Source organism: Sulfuricaulis sp. (assembly GCF_040901545.1).
GTDB lineage: Bacteria > Pseudomonadota > Gammaproteobacteria > Acidiferrobacterales > Sulfurifustaceae > Sulfuricaulis.
The window spans coordinates 1-23,134 of sequence record NZ_JBBDYL010000024.1; the positions used below are offsets into that span (position 1 = coordinate 1).

A 23,134-nucleotide genomic window follows, 5' to 3' on the forward strand; every position below is an offset into this window, starting at 1 on the left:
CGCCGGGCATCGGCATCTCGCCCATCGCCGACATGGACGCGCACCAGACGATCGTCACCGCCGCGGCTCCGACGAAGAGCAGCGCCGAGACGCCGAAGAAGGCTCCTTCAGAAATTGGCTCCGAAGCTCGCGCGGAAACCGGGCGATTCCTGTTCGTCCGGAAATCCCTCCGAGTCAATCTGCAAACGGGGAAAGTGACGGTTCTATCTACGAAACCAAACAACTAGCCCAAGCATCGACGCGGTTGGCGTATAAAATCAGAACACCACTATTGCGTGATTTCGTCTCGTAGCGCAATATGTTATTAGCAATGAAGGGGAAATGAAGAAAGTTGCAGTCTGACCCTGACTTGTTTTCTTTCCTGTGGATTCGGAGAACACTGTGAAAAAAAGGGTGGTTACAAAACCATACACCACGGCACCAATAAACACGAATCCACCGACGATTAGTTCTTCTAAGCCACCGTTCGGATATTACGGTGCCAAACAAAGAATTGCCTCACAAATAATTGGCTCTCTTCCGCCCCATCATGCATGGGTGGAGGGTTTTTGTGGGTCGGCCGCTATCACTCTCGCGAAAGCACCTGCGCCAATAGAAATTATCAATGATCTCGATGGACAAATCGTTAATGTCTTCAAGCAACTGAGAGAGAATGCAGATGCGCTCTGCCGGGCTGTAGCCCTCACACCATATGCTAGAGAGGAATTTCATCATGCTTGCATGGATATTCCTCTAGACAACCCACTTGAGAAAGCACGTCGGTTCCTTGTTGCAACAATGATGACAGTAAATTCCACTGTTGGTAGTCCGCAATGTGGTTTCTCTTTTTCACAGTCGTACTCTAGAAATGATCGAGAGGCCAGAGTTAATAGGTGGTACAACCTTCCCGACAGACTTGCAGAAGTTGTAGAGCGCTTACGAAACGTGCGCGTTGAGAATAGGGACGCGTGTGAACTACTCGAAATGTTTCAGGATAGGCCGGCTACCTTGATATATCTCGATCCACCTTACTTCGTAAAACGGAATCATAAATATGTAATTGACGCTCAAGATAAGGCTTTTCACGAGAAGCTTCTGAAACTGTGTTGCAAATCGAAAAGCATGATCTTATTGAGCGGTTACGACAACGAGCTATACAGGGATCGCCTGACAAAAAAGCATGGTTGGACACAAATAGCAATCAGCACAAAAACACGTGATACACGTGGCAGAGACTATGAGCGAACAGAGATTTTGTGGAAGAACAAAAATTTAACAAATGCTGTATTGAAGGGTAAAGTTCCAATACGACTAACTAAGCAAGAGAAAGAGGACAACAAAGTAAATCCGCCCCGTAGCAGATAAGTTTGCAACCACATATTGATACCAAGGTGTTTATCCCCTTTCGGTTTTAGGCTCAGTTGAGACTATGTTGAGGTAACGAGGGAGATTAGCGATGCCTACATCCATGCCATATGACCGCGAACGCCAGAGAATAATTAGAGACCATCAAAAGAAGCAAGAAGAGGACGCAGGTGGAAAAGAAAAGCTTCCTCAAGAAAAAATAATTGTTAAGGACAGGGCCGAAAGGGCGCCGGTCTACCAGTTCAGGCTCGAAGACCTTGCCTTCAATAAAGCGAACGGACGGATCGCGGCGGAAGTTTTGGAGAAGGAGGCTGAGTTAGGTCGAGAACTAGAGTCCTCAAATCCAAACGACCAGCACATTATTAAGGAAATGCTACTGACGATAAGGTCCGATGAGAACGCGAAGATTAAGGAGGATCTCGCTCAAAATGGTCAACTTCGTCCAGGCATCATTACTTGCGATGGCGTTGTCATAAATGGTAACCGGCGAAAAGCTTTGCTTGAAAAGCTTTACGAAGAAACTGGTGACGCGAAATTCAAGTATCTGGACGTCCAAGTTCTTCCATCTGACATCGCGAAGGCAGAGTTATGGCTAATTGAAGCCGGCATTCAAATGTCTGCGCCGCAGCAGCTCGATTACAGCCCCATTAATCATTTGCTAAAACTCCGTGAGGGCATTAACTCAGGCTTGAAGATTGAAGTTATGGCTGCCAGGATTTATGGCGTCACTAAGGAAAATATTGAAGCAGATCTGAGTCGACTCGAACTTATCGATGAGTATCTCTGTCACTTTGTCAAGAAACCAGATCGCTATTATTTGGTCAAGCAGCTTAACGAGCATTTTATAGACCTACAGGAAATATTAAATTGGGTAATGCACCCTCGTGGAAATGTGCGCGTCAATTGGAGTCCAGATGAGAGTGACAAGAATGAATTAAAACTTCTTGGGTTCCACTATATAAGGATCAAGTTTCCACACCTTAGGATACGCGAACTGAGAAATCTTTTTGCAACGAAAGAATCCTGGGAACAGGTAAAACAGGCTCTGAATCCGGACGATCAGCTTGCTGAGAATGAGCAGTCTCACCCCGATTTTAAGACCCAGCAAGAACCTGTTGAAGAGAATGACCAAGAAGATCGGGAAGTCGAGGAGATAGACGAAACTGGCGTTTCTTCGACTGTGACTGAAGAGAAGGATTTACAGGAGGAGACGCAATGGAGAAATAAACGATTGAAAGTTCTGAAATCATTTTATCAAGACGCTAAAGAACAAGAACAAATTATTAAAGATAGTGAGCGGCCTCTATCTCTTGCCAAGAGAGCGCTCAAAAACATTGAAGCAATTCCTAACGATTCTGAAAAGCTCGCCGAGCCCGAGTTAGATAATATTCTGCAGCGGATCATAACGTGTACGAATGAACTCCGAAAAATCATACAAAAGCCGACGTCGAGAAAACTCAGAGATCGGAAACGTTTGGAAGCAAAAAACGAAATTACCAAGAGAAAAAGAGGTAAAACAAGGAAGGCCCGCAGGTGATTCTCATCCGATATGCTGAGAAGCATTACATAATAGAAGGGGTAGACGAAGTTGGTATACAGATTCTCTCGCAACCGCTTCATCGAATATTTCTGCGAAGCAACCTAAGCGCGACTACAGAGATTCGTGACAACATATGGCAATTTCCCACAGGAATGAAGCCAAGTGTCACATTGTTGAGGACTGTGGATCATTTTGTGAAATACAAAATCGAGTTTCAGCTCGACAGCCGTTGCAACGATATACTCGATACAATTCAACGAGAAAAAGAGGAATTCGTTCGCATATTGGAACGTGGTCTTTCGGTAAAAAAGATAACTGCAACATCTGCACATCAAGACATCGTAGCCAAACTTTCCGAAGGTTTTGCGCGACGACTAACGAAGCTGCAAGTTGCCGCCGTACACCATCTCCTCACTGTACGACACGGGGCGAACTTCTCAGTACCAGGCAGTGGAAAAACGACGATCGCGCTCGCTTATTATTATCTTCTACGAAGAAAGAATTTAGTAGATGCAGTTCTGGTGATAGGACCTGGCAGTTGCTTTGAGCCTTGGGAACATGAGTACAGAATATGTTTTGGAAAGAAGCTAAATGGAGTGCGTCTTGCGGGAAATAATAAAGCTAGAAGGCATGAACTGTGTTTATTAGCCGACCAATATGAGTTCTTGCTTACCACTTATCATAGTGCGGCTAGAGATGTCGGAGATTTGTCACGCACGTTATCCCGGCGAAAGTATCTACTGATACTAGATGAGTCACATTACGTAAAACGTCCCCATGGAGGAAAGTTAGTCGAGGCTGTTTTAGGGCTAGCAGAATATGCAGAACGTCGGGTCATTCTTACTGGAACGCCTATGCCAAACGGGCTTCCTGATCTGTGGTCTCAGTTGACATTTCTTTGGTTTGACCAAAAGCCATTAGGTCTTGCAGAGGATTTCCTTAGAGATGTTCAGCGTAAGGAAACGCACAAAGCTGTTGCGAGTGTACGTCGCAGAATCTCTCCTCTTTTCTTTCGAATTACCAAGAGCCAGCTGGATTTACCACGTCCTTCGTTTAAGAACATTAAATGTCAAATGAGTCCCTTACAGCTGCGAATATACAGCGGTATAGCGGCGCGATTTCTGACTCAAGTTAAGGAGTCTCCTGTAAATCGGGAGGTGCTTCGTGACTGGCGAAGAGCAAGAGCTGTACGCTTGTTGCAGGTCGCGAGCAATCCAACATTGTTGCGTCAACGATGCGAGGAGTTTCAATTACCCGCGATGGATATTCGAGGTCTAGCACTTCAAGAGGCAATCGAACACTACGCACAATATGAAATTCCGAATAAGATCAGCGCCGCGTGTAGCTTGGCTAGAGAAATATGCGGTCGTGGAGAGAAGGTAATTATTTGGTCAACCTTCGTTCATAATCTTGAAATGCTTGCTAACCAAGTGAACGATCTTAGTCCTGTAGTAGTTCACGGTGGCGTGCCCGTTACAGCGTTAGCCGAGGAGGACTTTAGCAGGGAGGTCTTGATATCTAAATTTAGAGACGATCGCTCGTGCAAGGTTCTCATAGCTAACCCCGCAGCATGCGCTGAATCCATTTCACTTCATAGCGTATGCCATCACGCCATATATCTAGATCGTTCCTTCAATTGCGCACACTACCTCCAGTCACTAGATAGGATCCATAGACTGGGTTTGTCGGAGAAACAAGAGACCTACTACTACCTATTGCAAAGTCGGGATTCAATTGATGAGGTCGTAGATAGCCGTTTGAAGAAAAAAATGAGAACAATGAAGGATGTCATTGAGGCAGACTTGCCGGGCAAAATCCCAGGATACTGGTCTGAAGATCTCGGAGATGAAGAGGAGATGGATCTTCAAATGGTAGAGCAACACATAAAATCTTTACGAAAATAGAAGTGAACGTTAAACCGATTGAACTAGCGAACGTATGTGCGATCTTTTCAATGCTACGAACCAGTCGCATTGTACGTCATCAGCTGGAATCATATGTCGCTAGGTCTTTACTTCTCGACTCGTCTTCAAATTCTGCGCAAATAATTGATGAATGCACTCGCTACGGATTGCTCGTAAACCGCGAAAAAGAGTTTTCGCTGACTGATCGCGGTCGACAACTATCGAAACGGCAATACTCAATCAGCAGCGAAATTTCCAATCCAGCCCGCGAGTTTCTTCTCAAGGATGTTTATCTGGATGTAAGAAATATGTTGCCATCGTGTCGGTCATTCCTTCTTGCTTTTGATGTAGATGCCGTTCAGGCGACGTTCGTTTATAAGAGATCCATTTATGACAATTCGGAGACCGCTTTTTGGCTACGAATCTTTTATAACGTGGGTTTGATTCAAGTAGATGAAGAAAAGGCATTCATACGTTCCGAGTGCTTGGGATTATTCAACGCCTTTCTTGCAGAGATGAGAGGGTTAGTACCCAACAATGACGATGGTGCGCCTGGTGCAATGGATGAGATCGGAGAATTTGCGGAATATCTTACGGTTGAGCATGAAGTTCAAAGGTTAAGGGCTAACGGCTATCCGGATCTGGCTCTCTTGGTTCAACAAATAAGCAAAATTGACAGAAGCGCAGGTTTCGATGTGATCTCGCGTAAAGGCACCGGCAAGAATCCAGAGAAAACTCTTTTTATTGAGGTTAAGGGAACAACAAAAGCAGAGGTTTGTTTTGTCTGGACTAGAAACGAGCGTCGAGTCGCAACACAAAAGGGTCGAAGTTATTGGATCTACGTGTATACCCACATCAATTTGTCGATAAGTTCATCACAAGGACCGGTATGCATTTGTGATCCAATGCGAAAACTGAAGGAATTAGGATATGCACTCGAACCCTTAGATGTTCAGGTCGTTCGCGCACGCAATAGGGTCATACTCGATTGAAACTGCATGCTGGCGCGTAGCCACGTCACCCTTTACCGTGCATAAGGTATTTGAGCACCGGCGTGATCAAGAGCAACAATACCCCGGCGCCGAGCGAGCTGCCGACGAGAAACCAATACAACGGAATGCTGGAACCGGCCAGCAAGTTTTCCAGCATGCCGGCCAGATAATTGGCGATGGCGTTCGCGGTCAATTTGCGAACGGGGGGAGTAACGACCTAGGCGCGCCGCTTACTTATGCTCGAGCGCCTTGGCCGCACCGCGGCGCCAGCTGTCAGATGTGTCATCCGAGCCCGGCGGCTCGCGCGATCAGGAACAACCCTGCCCCGACGACGACGGCGCCGATGGCGCGCGCGACGCGCTCACCGGCCGGCGCGAGACGCTGCCGGTCCTGGCCGCTATTCTCATTTCGGCGGTCGCCACGCTTATCATTGTCTTTTGGCTCCCGGACACCGATCCCTGCCTGTTGCGCGCCGACCCGGAGGGAGTCAACGTGCGCAAGGTCCTGGGCCAGGATCACAAGGCGTGCTTCCGGCTGACGGGCGCGCATAAACTTTCGTTCGCCGATATCATGGCGCTGCCCTCGGTAGGACTGCTGCTTGCGCTGTACTTCCTGGTGTTCCTCACCTTCAACCTGTTTTAAGTCAGCTTTCCGGAATCAGTGCCGGCAGCGGGCGGGCGGGATCTAGGGGTGCGGCGAGGGTTTGCTTGCTGAGCTTTTCGCCTATTTCGTTCAGCGCCACCGGGAGATGCAGGTATTTTGGCGTCGGCAGTTTCAATAACGCGAAATGGCGATGCTTTACATTACTAACGTGATGCGTGAGTAATGGAGCGTACGCATCAACGATCAGTTTCGCGTTTGCTTCCGTTGGACAGCGGGAGGAGCCGAGGATGTTGAAATTACCGATTATCACTAAGCGAGATACACCATGAGCAAGAGAACCAAACTGGCCCCGGTATCGCCGGGCGAAATGTTGCTCGAAGAGTTCCTCAAACCGATGGCACTTTCGCAATACCGGCTGGCGAAAGAGATCGGTGTGTCGCAGCGCCGTATCGGCGAGATCGTGACGGGCAAACGCGCGGTTACCGCCGACACGGATCTGCGACTGTGCCATTTTTTTGGATTGTCGGACGGCTGGTGGTTGCGCTTACAGGCGGATTACGACACCGAGCTGGCCAAAGACACGCTGGCCAAGACTTTAGCCAAGATCAAGCCCTGGCCACATACGAAGCACGCGGCGTAAAATCCATCTCTCATGTCATCGCGTACATGGCCTAAATTAAATCGGCCCTGTGCCGGGTATTTCCATGACCACACTCGGCATGCGCGGGACGCTCTCGAGGCGCCAGTTCGCCGCCACCCAGCGCCAGAAATCCTCAGTACTCCCCTCAGCCAATTCCTTTGGGGCCTCCTGCCCCAGAAATCGCAGGACCTGAATTAGCGCCGGCAGCGGGCGGGCGGGATCGAGCGGTGCGGCGAGGGTTTGCTTGCTGAGTTTTTCGCCTTGCGCATTCAGCACCACCGGGAGATGCAGGTATTTTGGCGTCGGGAGATTCAGCAGGCGCTGGAGATGAACCTGGCGCGGGGTGGATTCAATTAAATCCGCGCCGCGCACAACTTCGGTGATGCTCTGCTCGACGTCATCCACCACCACCGCCAGCTGATAAGCAAAAAAACCGTCCGCGCGCTGCACGATAAAGTCACCGAAGTCTTGCGCCAGATTTCGGGATTGCGGCCCCTGTACCGCATCTTTAAATTCGACCTGCTGCCCATCCACTTTCACGCGCCACGCGCGCGGCGCGCGGCCTAGCGGAATGCCGTCGCGACAAGTGCCGGGATACACCGGCCCGTCCACGCCGTTCACGCTCGAATCGGCGATCTCGCGCCGGCTGCACGCGCAGGGATAGAGAGCATTCTTTGTTTTCAGTTTTTCCAGTGCCTCCTTATATAGCGTGCTCCGGCGGCTCTGATACACCACCTCGCCATCCCAATGCAGGCCGAAGACTTCCAGCGTGCGCAAGATGTCATCGGCCGCGCCCGGCACTTCGCGCGGCGGGTCGAGGTCTTCCATGCGCACCAGCCACTGCCCGCCTTGTTGGCGCGCTTGCAGGAAACTTCCGACCGCGGCGACCATCGAACCAAAATGCAACGGCCCGGTGGGCGACGGCGCGAAACGGCCGCAGTATGAATGGGCAGATTTCATGCGGTAATTTTTGCGACACGTTTCAATGGCATTGCCCGAGAAGTTTTTATGTCCTCAAATAATTTACGGGTTTATGTTCGATAATACCGTCGGTCGGGGACCGGTGCAGTTTAATCCAAATACGCTGGTTGCGCGCCGGCATGCTGTTTAGCATCCGGCTTACAACACGAAAGGAGAAAATGATGAAAAGCGAAACCATCGAAAATCGTGACACGATTCTGAAAGAAAAAACCTCAACCCTGGTGGCGGTTATCCAGGCGGTACCGAGTCTGCTGGTGCCGTTATTTGCGCTGTTCTTCCTTGCCTTCGCGCTGCTGTACGCCTCCTCGGCCATCTTCGAGTTCATCAAACCGATCATCAGCGAAGGCGACCTCACTGGTGGATTGGTCAAGGGGCTGCATATGGGCGTGGTCGCGCTCGCCGTCTACGAACTCGCGCAGGTGGTTCACCAGGAGTACGACAAAAGCGGCAAACCGTCCGACGCCATCCGTCGCATCCGTCGTGGCGTGACGCGTTTTGCCAGCATTGTGTTCGTCGCGCTGGTGCTCGAATCGCTGATCATGGTGATCAAGTACAGCCAGCAGGATCTGGCCGGCTTTCTTTACTACCCCGTGGCCATCATCGTCAGCGCCGCGCTGTTGCTCATGTCGCTCGGGGTTTTCATCAAGTTGAGCAGTTCAGACACGATGGAGGAGTGCACTTGACCGCCGCCTGGGGTTAAGTACACGCCCGGCTTTACGCCATGAGGGGCAGGGATTACGCTATCTCTTATGAGTTCCCCGCAACCCTCGATCCCCCCGGATACAGCCTCCCTGGAAGCGCTGCGCCAATCGCTCGCGCTCCGGCTGCGTGAATTTCTGCCGCGGGAAGCGGTGCTGACCAACGAGGAAGATCAGCGCCCGTATGAGTGCGACGGATTATCGGCGTATCGCAAGCTACCCTGGATCGTGGTGCTGCCGGATACCATCGAGCAGGTCGGCCGTGTATTGAAACTTTGCTCCGAGCGAAATATATCCGTCGTGGCGCGCGGCGCGGGCACGGGACTTTCCGGCGGCGCGCTGCCGCTCAGCGACGGCGTGTTGCTTTCGCTGACCAAATTTTCCCGCATTCTCGAAATTGACCCGGACAATCGCACCGCCACGGTCGAACCGGGCGTGCGCAATCTCGCCATTTCGGAAGCTGTCGCCCAGTATGGCTTGTACTACGCGCCCGATCCCTCTTCGCAGATCGCCTGTTCGATCGGCGGGAATGTCGCGGAGAATTCCGGCGGGGTGCATTGCCTGAAATACGGGCTGACCGTGCACAACATCCTGGGGCTCAAATTCATGACCATGGATGGCGAGCTGATCTCGGTCGGCGGGAAAACGTTGGACAGTCCCGGTTACGACCTGCTCGCGGCCCTGACCGGCTCGGAAGGCATGCTGGGCATCATCGTCGAAATTACCGTGAAGCTCCTGCCGATACCGGAACGCGCCCAGGTGTTGCTGGCCGCTTTCGATGACATCGAAAAGGCCGGCGCCGCCGTCGCCGCCATCATCGCCAGCGGCTTTATCCCCGCGGGGCTTGAGATGATGGACAACCTCACGATTCGCGCCTCCGAGGATTTCGTGAAGGCCGGTTATCCCGTTGATGCCGCGGCCATGCTGCTGTGTGAACTCGACGGCATCAACGAAGAGGTCAACGAAGGCATCGCGCTGGTGCGTGAACTGTTGCTCAAGCAGGGCGCGACCGAAGTCCGGGTCGCGAAAAACGAAATCGAACGCCTGCGGATGTGGGCCGGACGCAAGGCGGCGTTTCCCGCGGTCGGGCGCGTCGCGCCGGATTATTACTGCATGGACGGGACCATCCCGCGCAAGCATCTCGCCAAAGTGCTGACAACCATCGGCGCGCTCTCGCGCAAGTACGGCCTGGCGGTCGGAAACGTGTTTCATGCCGGCGACGGCAATTTGCACCCGCTGATCCTCTACGATGCCAACAAACCCAGCGACCTGAAAAAAGCCGAAGAACTGGGCGGCGAGATCCTGGAGGCCTGCATCGCCGTGGGCGGCACCATCACCGGCGAACACGGCGTGGGGGTGGAGAAAATCAATCAGATGTGTCTCCAGTTCACCAAGGAAGAACTGGACCAGTTTCATGCCCTGAAAGCGGCCTTCGACCCCAAGGGCCTGCTCAATCCCGGCAAGGCGGTGCCCAAACCCGCGCGCTGCGCCGAGTTCGGCCGCATGCACGTGCACGGCGGTAAAATGAAATTCCCCGAACTGGAAAGATTCTGAATCACGCACATGGTCACGGTTGCCGATCGGGATAATTCGAGCGCACTGGCCGAGGCGGTGAAGATGGCGGCGCGTAACCGCACGCCGCTCGCCATCGTCGGCAACGGCACCAAGCGCTTTTATACCGGCGAGGCGGAAGGTAAAAAGCTGGATGTGATCGGCCATGTCGGCATCGTTTCGTACGAACCGACCGAACTCGTTATTACCGCGCGCGCCGGAACCAAGCTGGCTGACGTCGAAGCGGTGCTGTCCGAAAAAGGGCAGATGCTCGGTTTCGAGCCGCCCCACTTCGGCGACGCCGCCACGCTGGGCGGCACCATCGCCTGCGGCTTTTCCGGACCCCGCCGGCCGTATGCCGGCTCGGCCCGCGATTTTGTACTGGGCGCAAAAATCATCAACGGGAAAGGTGAAATCTTAAAGTTCGGCGGCGAAGTGATGAAAAACGTGGCCGGTTACGACATCTCCCGGCTCATGGTGGGCGCACGGGGCACACTCGGCGTGCTGCTCGAAATCTCCCTCAAGGTGCTGCCCAAACCGGCCAAAGAATTGACCCTCTCGTACGAGACACCCGCGGACAAGGCCATCAAAACCATGAACCACAATGCCGGTCAACCGCTGCCGCTTTCCGCCGCCTGCCATATTCGCAACACCTTATATGTGCGACTGTCCGGAAATGACCTGGGAGTGCAGGCGGCGCGCACCAAACTGGGTGGCGATCTGGTGAAAAACGGCGATGAGTTTTGGAAACAATTGCGCGAACACCGGCACGATTTTTTCCAGGGCGCGGGTGCGCTCTGGCGGCTTTCCGTGCCGCCCGCGACATCACCGCTCGATCTGCCCGGAAATTGGATCATTGACTGGGGCGGCGCGCAACGATGGCTTAAAAGCACGGCGGCACTTGGCGACGTCTACCGTGTCGCGGAGCAAGCGGGCGGACACGCCACCCTGTTTCGTCCCGGAACGGGAAATGGCGCCAAGTTTCATCCCCTGCCCGCGGCCCTGGTCGCGCTGCAGCACCAGCTCAAGCAGGCTTTCGATCCGGGAAGCATTATGAATCAGGGCTTGGCTGGAACGATCTAAACTGAAATTCCATCCGCGACCCCGTTTCCAACTTGCAACACCACCAACGGCGCCGGAATAAAAACCACCACATGCCAGCCCACCCGAAACTCACGATTCGCGGAATACGCGCGCGCGCGGTAAATGTCCCGATGGCGCGCCCGCTTCAGACCGGCGGCGGTACCGTCGGTACTGCGCCGCTGGTTCTGGTCGATCTGGAAACCGATGAAGGCGTGACCGGGTGCAGCTACGTCTTTTGTTATACGCCGATCGCGCTGAAACCGACGACACAGCTGGTCACGAATCTCGAGCCGTTGATCAAGGGCGATATCGTCGCTCCGGTCGCGATCGAGCAAAAACTGCAACAGCGGTTTCGGCTGCTGGGCCCTCAGGGCCTGACCGGCATGGCGCTGGCCGGCATCGACATGGCGGCCTGGGATGCGCTCGCGAAGGCCGTTGAACTGCCCCTGGTCAAATTGCTGGGCGGTGAGCCGCGCCCGATCACGGCTTACAACAGTTGCGGACTCGGGATCATCGGGGCGGAGCGCGCCGCGATCGAGGCACGCGAGTTGGTCGCTCCCGGCTTTCAGGCGATTAAAGTCAGGTTGGGCTACCCCGATGTGAAAACCGACGTCGCGGTCATTCGCGCGGTACGGAAAGCGGTGGGCGATGATATTTTACTGATGACGGATTACAACCAGTCGCTCTCCGTGTCCGAGGCTGTCATGCGCTGCCGATTGCTCGATGAGGAAGGCATTTACTGGGTGGAAGAACCCACCGTGGCGGATGATTTTCTCGGCCATGCCGCGATCGCGCGCGAAGCGAAAACGCCCATTCAGATCGGAGAGAACTGGTGGGGGACGCATGACATGGCAAAAAGCCTGGCGGCCGGGGCTTCCGACTTCGTCATGCTCGATGTCATGAAGATCGGCGGCGTGACCGGTTGGCTGCGCGGCGCCGCGCTGGTCGAACCGCGCGGTATACCGGCCTCGAGTCACCTGTTCCCGGAGATCAGCGCGCATCTGCTGGCCGTCACCCCCACTTGCCACTGGCTGGAATACGTGGACTGGGCGAGCCCGATACTCAAGCACCCGCTGCGTGTTGAAAACGGACATGCGCTGATCGGCTCGGCGCCGGGGATCGGCCTCGAATGGGATGAGCAGGCGGTAAAGCGTTTTCTGGTTGAATAGCTAAAAGTAAAAATTCTCCGTCCACACGCGTCAAATACCGTCCGCGACCAACTCCACCCAGTGCCTGACCGGTACCGTCGAAGCGCTCTGCAGGTGAGCCAGGCAACCGATGTTGGCGGTGGCGATAATTTCGGGCGCACCGGATTGCAAGGCGTTGATCTTGTTTTTCAACAACTGCTGTGACAGGTCACGCTGCAAAATCGAGTAAGTCCCCGCCGAGCCGCAACAGAGGTGCGCATCCGGCACGGACGTCAGCGTAAATCCGGTTTCCCGCAAAATCTTTTCCACCACCCCGTTCAGTTGCTGGCCGTGTTGGAGCGAGCACGGCGACTGGAACGCGACTTTGTATCCGCGTTTGACTACGGTCCTTAATTTCGAGGTGTCTGCTTGCGCCAGAATCTCGCTGATATCCCGGGTCAGGCCGGAGACGCGCCGCGCTTTTTCCGAGTAGCGCGGGTCGTTTTTCAGCAGACGTCCATAATCTTTTACGTGCGTGCCGCAGCCGCTCGCGGTCATGACGATCGCCTCGCAACCGGTCTCGATGTGCGGCCACCAGGCGTCGATATTTCGGCGGGCAAAATTCAGCCCGTCCTCAATTCCCGACGTGTGATGGCTCGCGGCACCGCAACACCCGGCGCCGGGCGCCGCCGCCAGACTGACGCCGAGTTTATCGAGCACACGTGCCGTCGCGGCATTGATATCGGGCGCCAGTGCCGGCTGCACGCAACCTTCGAGCACCAGCATGCGACGCGAATGACGGGCCTCGGGCCACGCCAGCGCCCGGCGTGTCGGCGGAATTTTCCGCTTGAGCGGCGGCGGCATCAGCGGTCGGAAAAACTGGCCCAATCGCAAGAGCGGCGTGAAGCGTGCGGGATAAGGAACGATATGGCGTAGCGCCCAGCGCCGAAACCGGTCGGTCCAGGGGCGTGTTACTTTTTGATCGACCAGTTCGCGTCCGATATCGAGCAAGCGATGATATTGCACGCCCGAGGGACAGGTGGTTTCGCAGTTCCGGCAAGTGAGACAACGGTCAAGATGTAGCTGGGTGTGCTTCGTAACCGGCGATCCCTCGAGCATCTGTTTAATGAGGTAGATCCTGCCGCGCGGGCCGTCGAGTTCATCGCCCAAAAGTTGATAGGTGGGACAGGTGGCGTTACAGAATCCGCAGTGCACGCAGGTGCGCAACACGGCATCGGCTTCCCGGCCCTGGGGTGTGTCACGAATGAGCGCGGCCAGCGCGGTCTGCATGGGTGAAAAGATACACGATCCGTGTCATCAAGTCGCACGCTAACCCGGCAACGGCAAATCCAAAGGGGCCATTGTCATCATGGATTCCTGCGCGATCCCCGCATCGGCCACACTCAGGCCTGGTGAGAAAAAATACCCGGCTTTTTCGTGGGAGCGAATTCAAATCCTAACTCCGGTCCGGATCGACACGGCATGCGGCGAACCGATTTTTCACAAGCCAGCGCCCTGGCGGTTCGACCCACTTGCACATTAAATTCGCTAAGGTTAGGATATTTCGCAATACATAATTTATTTCACTATAAGAAACATGATGAAATCCCCGGTTTCCTCGATCCAGGTCATCGACCGCATGACGGCGCTGCTCGAGGCCATTACCACCTGCTCGGAGCCTGCCAGCCTCAAATTCCTGTCGGCGGAGACGCGCCTGCATCCGTCAACCGCGTTTCGCATTCTGAACGCGCTGGCCAAGCACGCGCTCGTGGAACGCACCTCCGTGGGCCGCTACACCCTGGGGGTGAAACTCCTGCGCTACGGCAGCTATATGCATGGAAAAGTGGATTTGCTGCGCGAGGCCAAGCCGATCATGGAATGGCTGCGTTCACAACTGGGCGAGACCGTCAATCTCGCGGTGCGCGAAGGCGATGAAGTAGTATACGTCGAGCGGTCGATTCCGAACCGCATCATGCGGGTGGAACAGATCATCGGCAGTCGCGCGCCGCTGCATGTGACGGCTGTCGGCAAGTTGTTTCTCGCCGAGGGCGGCGAGAAGGCGTGTCGTGATTATGCCCGGCGCACCGGATTGCCCCGTTATACGCCCAACACCGTTACCCAGGCCAGCAAGCTCTGGAATCAGGTCGAGAACAACAGCAAGCATGGTTTTTCCATCGATAACGAAGAGGCCGAACAAGGAGTTACCTGCATCGGTGTCCCGGTTCATGACCGGCTGGGTAAAATCATCGCCGGTCTTTCAATTTCCGCGCCCTGCGATCGACGTCGCGATTCCTGGATGCCGCTCATCAAAAAGGCGGGGTCGGATTTATCCTCACGACTTGGGTACCTGGCAAAAAAATCCGCCTAGAAAAAGTAACTTTTCCTTCAGATATTTTTACAAACTTTACCAGTGTGGCTTGATCTCCAGCCATCGACGAGAAGGCTAATTCATGAAATTCAAAACTTTCAACCCTCCGGTACGGACGCTCATGGGTCCGGGCCCTACCGATATTCATCCACGTGTTCTGTCCGCCATGGCGCGGCCGACGATCGGACACCTCGATCCCGCATTTCTGTCGATGATGGACGAAATCAAGGCCATGCTCCGATACGCCTTCCAGACAAAAAACGTGCTGACCATTCCCATTTCAGCGCCCGCCACGGCCGGAATGGAAACCTGTGTGGTCAATCTGGTTGAACCCGGTGACAAGGTAATCGTGTGTGTCAATGGCGTCTTCGGATTGCGCATGAAAGAAAATATCGAGCGCGTTGGCGGACTTCCGATTCTGGTCGAGGATCGCTGGGGGGAAGTCGTGGATCCGGATAAACTGGAAGACACGATCAAAAAACACCGCGACGCCAGGCTCGTAACCTTAGTCCAAGCCGAAACGTCTACGGGGGTTTTGTCCGACGCCAAAACGCTCGTGGAAGTCGCCCACCGCTATGATTGCCTGACTATCGTGGATGCCGTGACTTCTTTCGGTGGCTCCCCCCTGAAGGTGGATGAATGGGGAATCGACGCCATCTTTACCTGCTCGCAAAAATGCCTTTCTTGCACGCCCGGTCTGTCGCCCGTGAGCTTGAATGACCGCGCGGTAGAGGCAATCAAGAAACGTCGGATCAAGATCCAGAGCTGGTTCCTCGATCTCAATCTGTTGATGGGGTACTGGGGATCAAAAACGCGTTCGTATCACCATACCGCTCCGATTAATCCTTTGTACGGTCTTCATGAAAGTTTGGTGATGTTGCACGAGGAAGGACTGGAAAAATCCTGGGCACGGCATTGGCATCATCACCATGCACTGCGGTCCGGACTTGAAGCCATGGGATTGTCGTTTTTGGTGAAGGCAGAGGCGCGGTTGCCACAAGTAAATGTCATTCAAGTCCCTCCCGGCGTGGATGAAGCAATATTGCGGCGCCGGCTGCTCGAAGAATACAATCTAGAAGTTGGCGCGGGATTGGGCGCGCTGGCGGGCAAGGTGATTCGCATCGGCCTCATGGGATACGGCGCTAATATGAAAAATGTCATGTACTGTCTGGAAGCCCTTGAGGCGGTTTTGTTCGAGATGCGCGCCCCAATTCAAACCGGAGTCGCCATGAATGCCGCGCAAAGCTCGTCGATCCAGAACTGAGCCACACCGTCACATCAGGGATCGACATAACTGAACCGCTGCTGATCGCGAACGGCAGGTAACCGACCGGACAAAGTTCCCGGTCAGCTGGGAAATCGCGTCCAGCACGCGCTACGCGCTTTCATCCCCCGCGACCAAAAAGCCGTGAAAGCCGCCGCCGAGCGTGCACGGATCATCGGCAATTCCCCGCTCAGGGGACGATACGAAAATACGGTCGATCGCGAATCCGCCCATGAAATTCTGAAGCGCAAAGCGGCCAAGGAATTGGCGGCAAAAAACGCAGCCGAAAGCGGGGGCGGTGGGTTGTTGGGCGGCTTGCTGGGATCGGGCTCGGGGAAAGGACGATCGCGTCAATCCGCGGGCGAGGCGATGGTTACGAGCGCCGCCCGCGCCATTGGCAGTCAGATCGGCCGGCAGATCATCCGCGGCGTTTTGGGATCGTTGCCGGGCGGTCGTCGCCGACCGTTCCGCATTGGAGCGGATGACAGTCAACTCCGGTCGCGATGAGCGAACGGATACGGCTAAATCCACTTTTTACGGCGAAACAGGAGCAGCATCCCGCCGGCGAGCGCCGTCATCAATATCAGCACCAGGGGGTATCCCCAGCGCCAGCCCAATTCGGGCATGTTGTGGAAATTCATGCCGTAAATGCCCGCGATGAACGACAGCGGCATGAAGATCGTGGCGATGATCGTCAATACCTTCATGACTTCGTTCAAGCGGATATTCAAACTTGAAAGATAAATATCCAGCATGCCGGAGAGCATGTCGCGATACGTTTCGATGGTGTCAATGACCTGGATGGTGTGATCATACACGTCGCGCAAATAAATCCAGGTGTCTTTCCGGACCAACGGCGATTCGCCGCGCTGTAAACCGCTTATCACTTCACGCAACGGCCAGACGGATTTGCGTAATAACAGTAATTGGTGTTTCAGGGTATGCAATGTTTGCAGAGAAGCCGAAGTGGGTCTTGATATGAGATTTTCCTGCAATGACTCGATACGCTCGCCCAGATCTTCAAATATGGCAAAATAATTATCTACTATGGTGTCCAACAGCGTGTACGCCAGGTAATCCGCGCCGTATTTCCGCATGCGTCCGCGATTATCGAGAATCCGGTCCTTTACGCCACTGAATAAATTGCGATCACTTTCAAGAAACGATATGACCAGGTTCTTCCCGAGAATCAAACTGACTTGTTCGGTAATGATTTCGGCTGAATGGCTTCCGCTTCCCAGCCGCTTTAATACGATGTAAAGGTAATCGCCATAATCCTCGAGTTTTGGACGTTGGTCGGTATTGAGAATGTCCTCGAGCACCAGTGGGTGCAAGCCGAAGAGGTCGATGAATTGCGACAAATGCTCGACTTCATGCAAGCCGGTGACGTTTATCCAATTCACCCCGGGAACATCGCGCATGGCCGCCATTTCTTCCGCGGTCTTCAGTTCTTTTTCCACGGTGACCTGTTCGTCGTAATGCAACAACATCAGATGCGTCGTATCGCTTTTTCGTTCACCGATATGCACCGGAGTGCCGGGCGGGAGACCGGCCTTGCGCGAACGTTTGGGCGCCTGTCGAGACATAATTTCACCTTTTTTTCGTGGCTGAATGATCGGCGGGTTTCTAACCCGTCACAATGGTTATAGTATCTCTACAGGTCGGTTTGGCCCATAATCATTCAAGGGATTGGATATGGATATGTTCCGCGTTGCCCATGCGAGTGCCCGGGATTGGCAGCAAGCCGCCAATTCCTGCCTCGGCCAGCTTGGGATCATCTCCGTCAAGGCGAATCTGGGCTTTCTCTATGTTACCGACCGTATCGCCAGCCAACTCCCGCAAATCCTGACCTTCTTCAAGGAACATACCGACATTCAGCACTGGGTGGGAAGCGTGGGAGTGGGAGTGTGCGCCACCTCGCAGGAGTACAACGACAAACCCGCCATCTGCGTGATGCTGGCGGAATTTCCCGCCGATTCGTTTCGCGTCTTCCCCGCCATCAAAGCCGACATCGACGAATTCACGGATTATCGCGCGTGGTGCAACGAGACCAACGCCCGATTCGCCGTGGTACACGGCGACCCGCGTAATCCGAAGACGCCGGATTTTATCGCCGAACTCGCCGACGCGATACCAGGCGGGTTCCTGGTGGGTGGCCTGACTTCTTCGCGCGGGCCTTATTTCCAGATCGCCGGCGGACTGACCGAAGGCGGTGTTTCCGGCGTGCTGTTTTCGGATCGCATTCCGGTCGTCACGGCCCTGACGCAGGGATGCACACCGCTTGGCAAAAAACACGAAATCACCGAGTGCCAGGACAACATCGCCATCCGTATCGATGACCGTCCGGCCCTGGAAGTTTTTAATGAAGAGGCCGGCGATATTCTCGCCCGCGATCCGGCGCGTGCCACGGGATATATTTTTGCGGGTTTTCCGATCAAGGGTTCGGACACCGGCGATTACATGGTGCGCAACGTCGTGGGTATCGATCCGGAAACCAAGGTGCTGGCCATCGGCGAATACCTGAATGCCGGTGACACCGTTATGTTTTGCCGGCGCGATATCCGCACGGCTTACGAGGACCTCGTGCGCATGCTCCACGATATCAAGTGCCGGCTTAGTAAGCCGCCGAGAGGCGGTGTCTACTATTCCTGCCTCGGCCGTGGCGCGCATATGTTTGGCGAGAATTCAGAGGAACTGAAAACCATCCGTCAGGAACTGGGTGACATCCCGCTCGTGGGCTTTTTCGCCAACGGCGAAATTTCGCACAACCGCCTCTACGGTTTTACCGGAGTGTTGACACTGTTTCCCTAAGTGAAACGGCCATGACCACGGCGATCGTTCCTGCCCTGCTGTTCTTCGATCCGTCAGCCGGGGAAGAGAAAAAACAGTCAGTCAAGATTAAAACGGGCAGCAAGCCTGAAAAAGAAAAACGCCTGTTCTGCGCCGCCTGCCGCCATTCCGTCACGCACCAGGATCAGCGCATCCCGGTGCAGGGAACGCACGAGCACCGCTGCACCAACCCCCACGGGGTAACTTACCATTTCGGATGTTTTCGCGAGGCAACCGGTTGCACCGCCATCGGCGAAGCGACGACGGAGTACACCTGGTTTCCGGGATACGCCTGGCGCATTGCACTGTGCGCGAACTGTCATGTGCACCTCGGCTGGCAATTTCAGACCGAGGCAGATTATTTCTATGGCCTGATCATCAATCGCCTGACCTCGGCGGGACGCGCCCGGGATTAATCCACTAGCCGACTGGCAACGGCGCGCCCGCGAACCGCTCGAGCAAGAGGCCCACGGCATAACCCAGGCCGGTCGCGAGCAGCGCGATGACGAAGAACTCAAGCCCCGAGCGCCCCATGGGCTGACCGGCCAACCGGCCCTTGAACATGCCCACACCGAATAGCGCGGTACCGGTAATCGTCACCGCCCACAACAACGCCCAGTGGAGCGGCATGAAGGTGAACGGCGCGAGCGGCAGCACGCCGCCGAGGATGAAGGAGAGCGCCATGACCAGCGCCCCCTTGACCGGATTGTTGACGTCGGCGCTCCCCAGACCGAGCACTTTTTCCTGAAACGTCGCCACGAACACCGACTTCTGTTCGTGCATCAGCTGCACGATGCGATAGCAGGCCTCGCGCGCCAGGCCCTCGCGGTGCAGGGCATCGAGCAAGCCTTCCTGCGCCAAATACGGTTCCTGCTCGACGAACTTCGCTTCCTTTTCCAGTTCGTGGTCGAAAATTTCCTTCTCGGCCTTGGACGAGAGATAGGCGCCGGCGGACATCGAGAACGCACCGGCGCAGACCGAGGCGGTGCCCGCCATCAGGATGACGAACCGGCTCGAGCCGGCCGCCTGCATACCGGCCAGCAGCCCGACGGTGCTGATGAGCCCGTCCTGGATGCCGAAAACGAATTCGCGGATGCGGCCGCGCGCCTCGATTTTTTTGCGCTTCGCTTCGACCGGGAGCGCCATGATCAGTATTTGTGCTCGGACCCGCCGGTGGGTCCGCCGGGTTTCCAGTCAGCCGGACACAGCCGTCCGGTGCACGCCGCGCGCAGCACGCGCAGCGTCTCTTCCACGCTGCGGCCCACGTTCATGTTGGACGCGGCGCTGTACTGGATGATTCCCTCGGGGTCGATGATGTAAGTCGCGCGGATGGCCACCCCGTCCTTGGGATGCAGCACCTGATAGGCGCGGGTTACTTTCTTCTCGGTATCGCTCAAGAGCGGATAAGCGATACCCCCCAACTCCTCGGCCCAGGAACGGTGGCTCTCGACGGAATCGACGCTCACGCCATAGATAAGCGCTTTTTCCCTGGAGAAGTCGCCGGCCATCCGGCTGAAGCCCGTGACTTCGGTGGGGCAGACGAAGGTGAAATCGGCGGGATAGAAAAACAGCACCAGCCACTGCCCGCGAGCGTCGCTCAGGGAATAGTTCTTGACCTTGCCCTGATACACTCCGGGCAGGCTGAAGTCGGGCGCGGCATCGGCGATGGTCAACATGGTTCCGACATGGTAAAAAAACCCCTTCCGGGAAACAAGCTGACTGGAAGAACAAAAAGGAGGAAATCGAGACCATGCCCAAGCGCCTTGTCATCTGCTGTGATGGCACCTGGAACTCGCCGGACCAGAAAGACCGCAGCCAGGTGCGGCCGAGCAACGTCACCAAGATCGCGCTGGCGGCGCTGACACGCGATGCGAACGGCATCGAGCAGAAGGTTTTCTACGACAAGGGTGTCGGTACCGGGCTCGGTTTCGACCGCCTGCTGGGTGGCGCCTTCGGCTGGGGCATATCCCGGAACATCGGTGATGCCTACCGCTACCTTTTGGAAAACTACACCGAGGGAGATGATATTTATCTCTTCGGTTTCTCACGCGGCGCCTATACCACGCGCAGCCTCGGCGGACTCATCCGCAAGTGCGGCGTGCTGCGGCCGGAACACGCCGGGCGCTATCACGACGCCTACCGCCTCTACCGCCGCCGCGACACCGCTTCCCATCCTAATGCCATCGAAGCCCAGCTATTCCGCAAAACCTTCTCGCATGAGATACGGATCAAGTTCATCGGCGTATGGGACACGGTCGGCACGCTCGGCATGCCGGTGCGCGGCCTGCGTTTCATCAACCGCCTGATGGGCCTCGAGTTTCACGACGTCAAGCTCTCGAGCACCGTGGATCACGCCTACCACGCCGTGGCCATCGACGAGAAGCGCAAACCGTTCATGCCCGCCCTGTGGGAGCAACAATCACACGCCATGGGGCAGATGATGGAACAGGCATGGTTCGCGGGCGTGCACAGCAACATCGGCGGCGGTTACGAAGATGCCGGCCTTTCAGACATCACCTTTATGTGGATGTTGCAAAAAGCCAAGGACACGGGCCTCGCTGTTGATGAAAACTGGATACGCGAGAACATTCAACCAAACGCCTTCGGCGAGCTGCGGGATTCCAAAACCGGGCTGTACAAGCTCACCGGTGACTTCCACCGGCCTATCGGGATCAAGCTGGGCGGTAATGAGCTGGTCCATGCTGAAGCGATGGCGAGGTACAAAAAGGATTCCGGCTATCGGCCAGAAAATCTTGTAAAGTATCTGGAACGGAAGAAGTAACTCTATCGAGTCTACTTTGACGGTGCTGAAGAATCTAACGTTGCGCCTGAGGCACAAATAAAACATGCCAGCGTTTTACGAGTTCCTCTCGAAACGTGAGACTAACTAATTCGATTTCAAAACCACCGTATAACTTCGGCATGGTTGTGCTAATCACCCCCTGAGTCAAGCCGAACCCCGAGGGAAGACGAAGTACCGACCCGCAGGGGCGAGCGAGGGATCGCGAGCGTGCGCATCCGGCGCAGGGATGCGCCGTATGCGCACCCGCTGAGGCGACCGAAGGGGTGAGGGGACCGGCTCTAGCCGGCGCAGACTCGGGGGCGCGCATTCTTTTGGTTTCTTTTCTTTGCGCGAACAAAGAAAAAAAACCCAGGGTGCAGGGGCGGAGCAATCCGCAATTAGCTTTTAAAGACAAAAGCCGCCGTAGGCGGCTTTTGGCAAAATAATTTCACCCCTCATCCCAATTCCTGCCGGGGTGCAAGAAAATCATTCGCGCCCGTTCGGCGGCGTGAATGTCCACCGGACATTCACGATAACCCCGCCTCACCTCCCGCAAGGGGAGAAGGAGTTTAAGGTTAATTTTTCTCTCTCAACAAAACCCTGACATCATGCTCAAGATCATCAACCGCAACATCATTTTTCACCAGCAACCGCGGCTTCCCTTTCTTGTCCTTGACCAGAATCCCCGTGGAATGATCCACGAGAATCTGTCCCGGCTGGGCCTGGGGATTGGCGCCGTAGGCGACTTTGTAATCTTTCGCCACCGCGGCGATTTCCTTGTCACTGCCGGTGAGGCCGATGAAGGCGGGATTGAATCGCGGGACAAATCCGGCGAGCTGCGGCACGGTATCGTGTACGGGATCCACGGTAATGAACAGGACCTGTACGTTTTTCGCGTCCTCGCCGAGGCGTTTCATGACCTGATCCAGTTTCACCAGGGTCGGGGCGCAAACGTCGGGACAGTGGGTGTAACCGAAAAACATGACGACCACTTTGCCGCTGAAATCCGAAGTTTTTACCGGCTTTCCGGTGTGCGCCGTGAGCGTGAAATCTCCGCCCCACTCGACGCCGCTGATATCCATGGCCTTGAACGTCGGCGCCTGCGTGCAGGCAGCCACTAACAGCGCGGCGATCATAAATATGGCTTGTCTCAGACTGCGATAGATAGGGAACATAATAGACACATCGAAAAACAACATTTCACAGGATTAAGCAGGGCGAGCCGGAAACAGACGAAGACACTTAACGTGTCTTCGTCCCGGCGAGCGCCCCGCCACGGATGGCGGGGCTGAGTCTGTCGAAGTCTCCGTAATTGCGCCAAGGACGGCAGGCATGCCCTCCCTGGCGTCGCGACAAATACCTCGATATGCCCCAGCCCGCACATCCCTGTGCGGGCGCTCAGCGGCGCCGATGTACGTTAAGTACATC

Annotated in this window: 24 protein-coding genes and 3 pseudogenes; 19 read left to right on the top strand and 8 right to left on the bottom strand. The window is 55.2% G+C overall.

The window, feature by feature from the left end:
- The 5 genes from WD823_RS03680 to WD823_RS03700 all read left to right on the top strand — a co-directional run.
- On the top strand, window positions 1–227 hold a 227-nt coding region (locus WD823_RS03680), incomplete at its 5' end, for a hypothetical protein (protein WP_368428133.1).
- 154 nt (window positions 228–381) lie between these two features.
- Window positions 382–1,344, top strand: a complete 963-nt coding sequence (locus WD823_RS03685; protein WP_368428134.1) for a DNA adenine methylase — start codon at window positions 382–384, stop codon at window positions 1,342–1,344.
- Between the two features lie 91 nt (window positions 1,345–1,435).
- Window positions 1,436–2,881 carry a hypothetical protein gene (locus tag WD823_RS03690; RefSeq protein ID WP_368428135.1) on the top strand — a complete coding sequence of 482 codons (1,446 nt, stop codon included), beginning with the start codon at window positions 1,436–1,438 and terminating at the stop codon, window positions 2,879–2,881.
- Between the two features lie 197 nt (window positions 2,882–3,078).
- Window positions 3,079–4,788 carry a DEAD/DEAH box helicase gene (locus tag WD823_RS03695; protein ID WP_368428136.1) on the top strand — a complete coding sequence of 570 codons (1,710 nt, stop codon included), beginning with the start codon at window positions 3,079–3,081 and terminating at the stop codon, window positions 4,786–4,788.
- Between the two features lie 2 nt (window positions 4,789–4,790).
- The gene (locus WD823_RS03700) at window positions 4,791–5,780 is read left to right on the top strand and encodes a DUF3883 domain-containing protein (protein ID WP_368428137.1); all 990 of its coding nucleotides are present in this window, start codon (window positions 4,791–4,793) and stop codon (window positions 5,778–5,780) included.
- Window positions 5,781–5,805: 25 nt separating this feature from the next.
- On the opposite strand, the gene WD823_RS03705 is transcribed toward WD823_RS03700, so the two are convergent.
- Window positions 5,806–5,973, bottom strand: a complete 168-nt coding sequence (locus tag WD823_RS03705; protein WP_368428138.1) for a hypothetical protein — start codon at window positions 5,971–5,973, stop codon at window positions 5,806–5,808.
- A 56-nt stretch (window positions 5,974–6,029) separates the two neighbouring features.
- On the opposite strand from WD823_RS03705, the gene WD823_RS03710 reads away from it, so the two are divergent.
- Window positions 6,030–6,422 (top strand): hypothetical protein, encoded by a 393-nt coding sequence (locus tag WD823_RS03710; protein ID WP_368428139.1) that lies wholly within the window; start codon window positions 6,030–6,032, stop codon window positions 6,420–6,422.
- A gap of 16 nt (window positions 6,423–6,438) precedes the next feature.
- On the opposite strand, the pseudogene WD823_RS03715 reads toward WD823_RS03710, so the two are convergent.
- Window positions 6,439–6,558 (bottom strand): annotated as a pseudogene (locus WD823_RS03715) (tRNA glutamyl-Q(34) synthetase GluQRS); the annotation flags it as partial.
- A 51-nt stretch (window positions 6,559–6,609) separates the two neighbouring features.
- Between WD823_RS03715 and WD823_RS03720 the strand changes: the two are divergent.
- Window positions 6,610–6,696 (top strand): annotated as a pseudogene (locus WD823_RS03720) (plasmid maintenance system killer protein); the annotation flags it as partial.
- A 12-nt stretch (window positions 6,697–6,708) separates the two neighbouring features.
- Window positions 6,709–7,023: a HigA family addiction module antitoxin gene (locus WD823_RS03725; RefSeq protein WP_368428140.1), complete on the top strand. Its 315-nt coding sequence runs from the start codon at window positions 6,709–6,711 to the stop codon at window positions 7,021–7,023.
- A gap of 36 nt (window positions 7,024–7,059) precedes the next feature.
- Here WD823_RS03725 and gluQRS read toward each other — a convergent pair whose 3' ends face one another.
- The gene (gene gluQRS, locus WD823_RS03730; protein ID WP_368428141.1) at window positions 7,060–7,983 is read right to left on the bottom strand and encodes a tRNA glutamyl-Q(34) synthetase GluQRS; all 924 of its coding nucleotides are present in this window, start codon (window positions 7,981–7,983) and stop codon (window positions 7,060–7,062) included.
- Window positions 7,984–8,165: 182 nt separating this feature from the next.
- Here gluQRS and WD823_RS03735 point away from each other — a divergent pair, with 182 nt between their 5' ends.
- From WD823_RS03735 to WD823_RS03750, 4 genes are all read left to right on the top strand, one after another.
- The gene (locus WD823_RS03735; protein WP_368428142.1) at window positions 8,166–8,687 is read left to right on the top strand and encodes a hypothetical protein; all 522 of its coding nucleotides are present in this window, start codon (window positions 8,166–8,168) and stop codon (window positions 8,685–8,687) included.
- A gap of 66 nt (window positions 8,688–8,753) precedes the next feature.
- The gene (gene glcD, locus WD823_RS03740) at window positions 8,754–10,256 is read left to right on the top strand and encodes a glycolate oxidase subunit GlcD (protein WP_368428143.1); all 1,503 of its coding nucleotides are present in this window, start codon (window positions 8,754–8,756) and stop codon (window positions 10,254–10,256) included.
- A 9-nt stretch (window positions 10,257–10,265) separates the two neighbouring features.
- Window positions 10,266–11,336, top strand: a complete 1,071-nt coding sequence (gene glcE, locus WD823_RS03745; RefSeq protein WP_368428144.1) for a glycolate oxidase subunit GlcE — start codon at window positions 10,266–10,268, stop codon at window positions 11,334–11,336.
- A gap of 71 nt (window positions 11,337–11,407) precedes the next feature.
- Window positions 11,408–12,505, top strand: a complete 1,098-nt coding sequence (locus WD823_RS03750; protein WP_368428145.1) for an enolase C-terminal domain-like protein — start codon at window positions 11,408–11,410, stop codon at window positions 12,503–12,505.
- A 30-nt stretch (window positions 12,506–12,535) separates the two neighbouring features.
- Here WD823_RS03750 and glcF read toward each other — a convergent pair whose 3' ends face one another.
- Window positions 12,536–13,753 (bottom strand): glycolate oxidase subunit GlcF, encoded by a 1,218-nt coding sequence (gene glcF / locus WD823_RS03755; protein ID WP_368428146.1) that lies wholly within the window; start codon window positions 13,751–13,753, stop codon window positions 12,536–12,538.
- A 307-nt stretch (window positions 13,754–14,060) separates the two neighbouring features.
- Here glcF and WD823_RS03760 point away from each other — a divergent pair, with 307 nt between their 5' ends.
- The 4 genes and pseudogenes from WD823_RS03760 to WD823_RS03775 all read left to right on the top strand — a co-directional run bounded on the left by WD823_RS03760 (window position 14,061) and on the right by WD823_RS03775 (window position 16,602).
- Window positions 14,061–14,831, top strand: coding sequence for an IclR family transcriptional regulator (locus tag WD823_RS03760; RefSeq protein WP_368428147.1), 771 nt, complete (start codon window positions 14,061–14,063; stop codon window positions 14,829–14,831).
- An 82-nt stretch (window positions 14,832–14,913) separates the two neighbouring features.
- Complete coding sequence (locus WD823_RS03765; protein WP_368428148.1) at window positions 14,914–16,095, top strand: alanine--glyoxylate aminotransferase family protein; 1,182 nt, start codon at window positions 14,914–14,916, stop codon at window positions 16,093–16,095.
- Window positions 16,096–16,170: 75 nt separating this feature from the next.
- Window positions 16,171–16,239 (top strand): annotated as a pseudogene (locus tag WD823_RS03770) (helicase HerA-like domain-containing protein); the annotation flags it as partial.
- Window positions 16,240–16,602 carry a helicase HerA-like domain-containing protein gene (locus WD823_RS03775; protein WP_368428149.1) on the top strand — a complete coding sequence of 121 codons (363 nt, stop codon included), beginning with the start codon at window positions 16,240–16,242 and terminating at the stop codon, window positions 16,600–16,602.
- Between the two features lie 14 nt (window positions 16,603–16,616).
- Here WD823_RS03775 and corA read toward each other — a convergent pair whose 3' ends face one another.
- The gene (gene corA / locus WD823_RS03780; protein WP_368428150.1) at window positions 16,617–17,681 is read right to left on the bottom strand and encodes a magnesium/cobalt transporter CorA; all 1,065 of its coding nucleotides are present in this window, start codon (window positions 17,679–17,681) and stop codon (window positions 16,617–16,619) included.
- A gap of 115 nt (window positions 17,682–17,796) precedes the next feature.
- On the opposite strand from corA, the gene WD823_RS03785 reads away from it, so the two are divergent.
- The gene (locus tag WD823_RS03785; RefSeq protein ID WP_368428151.1) at window positions 17,797–18,906 is read left to right on the top strand and encodes an FIST C-terminal domain-containing protein; all 1,110 of its coding nucleotides are present in this window, start codon (window positions 17,797–17,799) and stop codon (window positions 18,904–18,906) included.
- Window positions 18,907–18,917: 11 nt separating this feature from the next.
- On the top strand, window positions 18,918–19,340 hold the full coding sequence (locus WD823_RS03790; RefSeq protein WP_368428152.1) for a cereblon family protein: 423 nt from the start codon (window positions 18,918–18,920) through the stop codon (window positions 19,338–19,340).
- Between the two features lie 4 nt (window positions 19,341–19,344).
- Here WD823_RS03790 and WD823_RS03795 read toward each other — a convergent pair whose 3' ends face one another.
- Window positions 19,345–20,070: a VIT1/CCC1 transporter family protein gene (locus tag WD823_RS03795; RefSeq protein WP_368428153.1), complete on the bottom strand. Its 726-nt coding sequence runs from the start codon at window positions 20,068–20,070 to the stop codon at window positions 19,345–19,347.
- 2 nt (window positions 20,071–20,072) lie between these two features.
- The gene (locus WD823_RS03800) at window positions 20,073–20,600 is read right to left on the bottom strand and encodes a peroxiredoxin (protein ID WP_368428154.1); all 528 of its coding nucleotides are present in this window, start codon (window positions 20,598–20,600) and stop codon (window positions 20,073–20,075) included.
- Window positions 20,601–20,674: 74 nt separating this feature from the next.
- Between WD823_RS03800 and WD823_RS03805 the strand changes: the two genes are divergently transcribed.
- Window positions 20,675–21,706 carry a DUF2235 domain-containing protein gene (locus tag WD823_RS03805; RefSeq protein WP_368428155.1) on the top strand — a complete coding sequence of 344 codons (1,032 nt, stop codon included), beginning with the start codon at window positions 20,675–20,677 and terminating at the stop codon, window positions 21,704–21,706.
- 575 nt (window positions 21,707–22,281) lie between these two features.
- Here WD823_RS03805 and WD823_RS03810 read toward each other — a convergent pair.
- Complete coding sequence (locus WD823_RS03810; protein WP_368428156.1) at window positions 22,282–22,842, bottom strand: SCO family protein; 561 nt, start codon at window positions 22,840–22,842, stop codon at window positions 22,282–22,284.
- Between the last annotated feature and the right edge of the window lie 292 nt (window positions 22,843–23,134).

Bases quoted from the DNA above. Each gene is read 5' to 3' on its own strand.
- WD823_RS03765 (WP_368428148.1), top strand. From the start codon at position 14,914: ATGAAATTCAAAACTTTCAACCCTCCGGTACGGACGCTCATGGGTCCG.
- WD823_RS03750 (WP_368428145.1), top strand. From the start codon at position 11,408: ATGCCAGCCCACCCGAAACTCACGATTCGCGGAATACGCGCGCGCGCG.
- gluQRS (WP_368428141.1), bottom strand. From the start codon at position 7,983: ATGAAATCTGCCCATTCATACTGCGGCCGTTTCGCGCCGTCGCCCACC.
- WD823_RS03805 (WP_368428155.1), top strand. From the start codon at position 20,675: ATGCCCAAGCGCCTTGTCATCTGCTGTGATGGCACCTGGAACTCGCCG.
- WD823_RS03760 (WP_368428147.1), top strand. From the start codon at position 14,061: ATGATGAAATCCCCGGTTTCCTCGATCCAGGTCATCGACCGCATGACG.
- WD823_RS03800 (WP_368428154.1), bottom strand. From the start codon at position 20,600: ATGTTGACCATCGCCGATGCCGCGCCCGACTTCAGCCTGCCCGGAGTG.
- WD823_RS03735 (WP_368428142.1), top strand. From the start codon at position 8,166: ATGAAAAGCGAAACCATCGAAAATCGTGACACGATTCTGAAAGAAAAA.
- WD823_RS03690 (WP_368428135.1), top strand. From the start codon at position 1,436: ATGCCTACATCCATGCCATATGACCGCGAACGCCAGAGAATAATTAGA.
- WD823_RS03725 (WP_368428140.1), top strand. From the start codon at position 6,709: ATGAGCAAGAGAACCAAACTGGCCCCGGTATCGCCGGGCGAAATGTTG.
- WD823_RS03785 (WP_368428151.1), top strand. From the start codon at position 17,797: ATGTTCCGCGTTGCCCATGCGAGTGCCCGGGATTGGCAGCAAGCCGCC.
- glcF (WP_368428146.1), bottom strand. From the start codon at position 13,753: ATGCAGACCGCGCTGGCCGCGCTCATTCGTGACACACCCCAGGGCCGG.
- glcE (WP_368428144.1), top strand. From the start codon at position 10,266: ATGGTCACGGTTGCCGATCGGGATAATTCGAGCGCACTGGCCGAGGCG.
- WD823_RS03790 (WP_368428152.1), top strand. From the start codon at position 18,918: ATGACCACGGCGATCGTTCCTGCCCTGCTGTTCTTCGATCCGTCAGCC.
- WD823_RS03795 (WP_368428153.1), bottom strand. From the start codon at position 20,070: ATGGCGCTCCCGGTCGAAGCGAAGCGCAAAAAAATCGAGGCGCGCGGC.
- glcD (WP_368428143.1), top strand. From the start codon at position 8,754: ATGAGTTCCCCGCAACCCTCGATCCCCCCGGATACAGCCTCCCTGGAA.
- corA (WP_368428150.1), bottom strand. From the start codon at position 17,681: ATGTCTCGACAGGCGCCCAAACGTTCGCGCAAGGCCGGTCTCCCGCCC.
- WD823_RS03810 (WP_368428156.1), bottom strand. From the start codon at position 22,842: ATGATCGCCGCGCTGTTAGTGGCTGCCTGCACGCAGGCGCCGACGTTC.